At 44.6% G+C, this 2,145-nt stretch carries 2 protein-coding genes; both read right to left on the bottom strand.

Translation table 11 applies throughout. The features are described 5' to 3' along the window. A partial coding sequence (locus A3757_RS16105) for a dynamin family protein (RefSeq protein WP_068739925.1) occupies positions 1-1,709 on the bottom strand: 1,709 nt, incomplete at its 3' end. Positions 1,710-1,867: 158 nt separating this feature from the next. Then, the coding region (locus tag A3757_RS16100; RefSeq protein WP_231878299.1) for a YggT family protein at positions 1,868-2,145 on the bottom strand (278 nt) is incomplete at its 5' end.

The following is a 2,145-nucleotide window of genomic DNA, read 5'->3' as shown; positions in this document are numbered from 1 at the left end:
GGCCACTGCTTGGCTTGTTTAATAATTTGCAGCTGGATCAGACGCATCTCTGCAGCAAAGGTATTAAAAAAGTGATTTATCAGCACCGATTGTTCCGTCATAAACATTTTAGGTCGTCGACAGAACTTCACCAACTTTGCTTTCAAAGCCTCTAGCGCTTTGCGCTGCTCACCAATTGTAAACTTTCTTGGTTTAAGGTACTTGGCATGAACGTCCGACTTGAAGCGCTTATAAATTGCATGAACCATTTTGTCGGCAATTTTTGCTTCACTCTCGACATTATCGAGTTCTTTATCCATCTTATCGAAAAATTTATTCATCGAGTGAACCAAGCCAACGGTGCTCCAACAATCTTGCATATCACGCTTGGTATGTTTGAGCACTTCTTTCAAGCGCTCTTCACTAACCAATTGCTGCAATACTTCTCCTTGCGACTCCATCAAACGTCGACTAGAGCGTAAAGTGATCAGTTTGCGGTGATAGATATCGTGCTCGGTGTGCGTTTCTTTGGCTAGATTCTGCAACATTTCGGGGCTTAGTACTTCTCTTTCTAGCCCTTCGTGACGCTCGTATAAGTTAGCCAAACGGTCATTCAAAACTGATTGCGAGCCATGCAGCATCTTTTGCAAATCTCGCAGAAGATCTTTGTAAATCGTTGACTCACGCTCGGCAATAATTCGCTTGGAAATTAGCTTCTCCAATTTAGGAAAAGCACTTTTTTGCAATAATGAATGGTCTTTTCTGATTTTAGCAATCAAACCCTGTTTTGCAGATAAAGGCAAAACATCTTCTGCATCCATATTCAGCTGCTTGGCTGTTAGGTGCCGAATTTGCTCAATCGAAGCACTAATATGCGGTTCACCCTGCAGGTCATCCCAGAGCACATCTATTTTATTCAGCACAGCAAAACGACCTGCACGGTGTTCAGACTCATGCACATCGATATACTGCTTCCAGATTGCCATGTCACTGGCTGTAACGCCCGTGTCAGCACTCAGCATAAAGATAACAGCCTGGGCATTAGGAATCATGCTAATGGTGAGTTCGGGCTCTGAGCCTAAGGCGTTTAAACCTGGCGTATCCAGGATACATAAACCTTTGCGTAAGATCGGGCTATCAAGGCTCAATAAAGCATGGCGCCACGCCGGTATTAAGACCTTATCTGAATTCTTGGCGCGTTCCAGCGAGCCTTCATCAAAGCCTAGTTCACGCGCCTGGGCAAAAGAAACCACTCGTGTTTCAGCGATTTGCCTGAGTGTTTCAGCCATCGACTCTTGATTACGAGGATCAATGGGAAAATAACGCCACTCATGGTCGCTCTTTTTTAATTCGCTAATGGTCTGGTTTTGTGATCGGGAGTCGATCGGTAATAGCTTGAGGTAGTTTTTTTTCTGGTGTTGATCGTAGAAAATTTCAGTCGGGCACATGGTCGTACGACCCGCCTGGGACGGTAACATTCTCTGGCCAAAGCTTGAGAATACCAAGGCGTTGATCAGTTCTGTTTTACCTCGGGAATATTCCCCAACCAGGGCTACCGTTAGTAACTCATCGTGTAAAAGCCCTAAACCACGCTGTAAGCGAGCATCGAGTTCGTTACTATACAAGCCAGCATCGACCAACCACTGTTTGTAGCGCTCAACGGAGCTACTCAGCTGCCGCTTCCAATCATGGAAGGCATCAACCTGTTGTGATAAGTCGTTTATAGACATGCAAAGTCACCACTTAACGTGCTTAAAAGCAATCATTCCAGGCGAGCCATTAAAAGCTTCCGCCTATTCCTTCACGATCATAGACCCTTATAGGTAATTTATCTGTGCGGGTATTGGCATTCCCTACACAAAGCTTAGCCCTTAAGACTATCTAAGCGTCAGATCATTCGCATTAAATGGCTCACGACCGTTTCGAGCACCTGAAGCGTAAGAAATGCAAATATTGGTGATAAATCCAAGCCGCCCATAGCTGGCAAGATCTTACGAAAGGGCTTCATCAAGGGCTCGGTAATCTGATTAATCAAGAGTAAGGCTGGGTGCCCGCTGCCGGGTGCAATCCAACTTGCAACGATCATGATAATTAGAGACCAAAAATAGATTTTTATTAAAAAGCTCGCAACCAATATGGCCGATAACAAAACAATATTAATCGGAT

The organism is Oleiphilus sp. HI0117, assembly GCF_001635235.1.
This window is presented reverse-complemented; position numbering and strand designations above follow the sequence as displayed.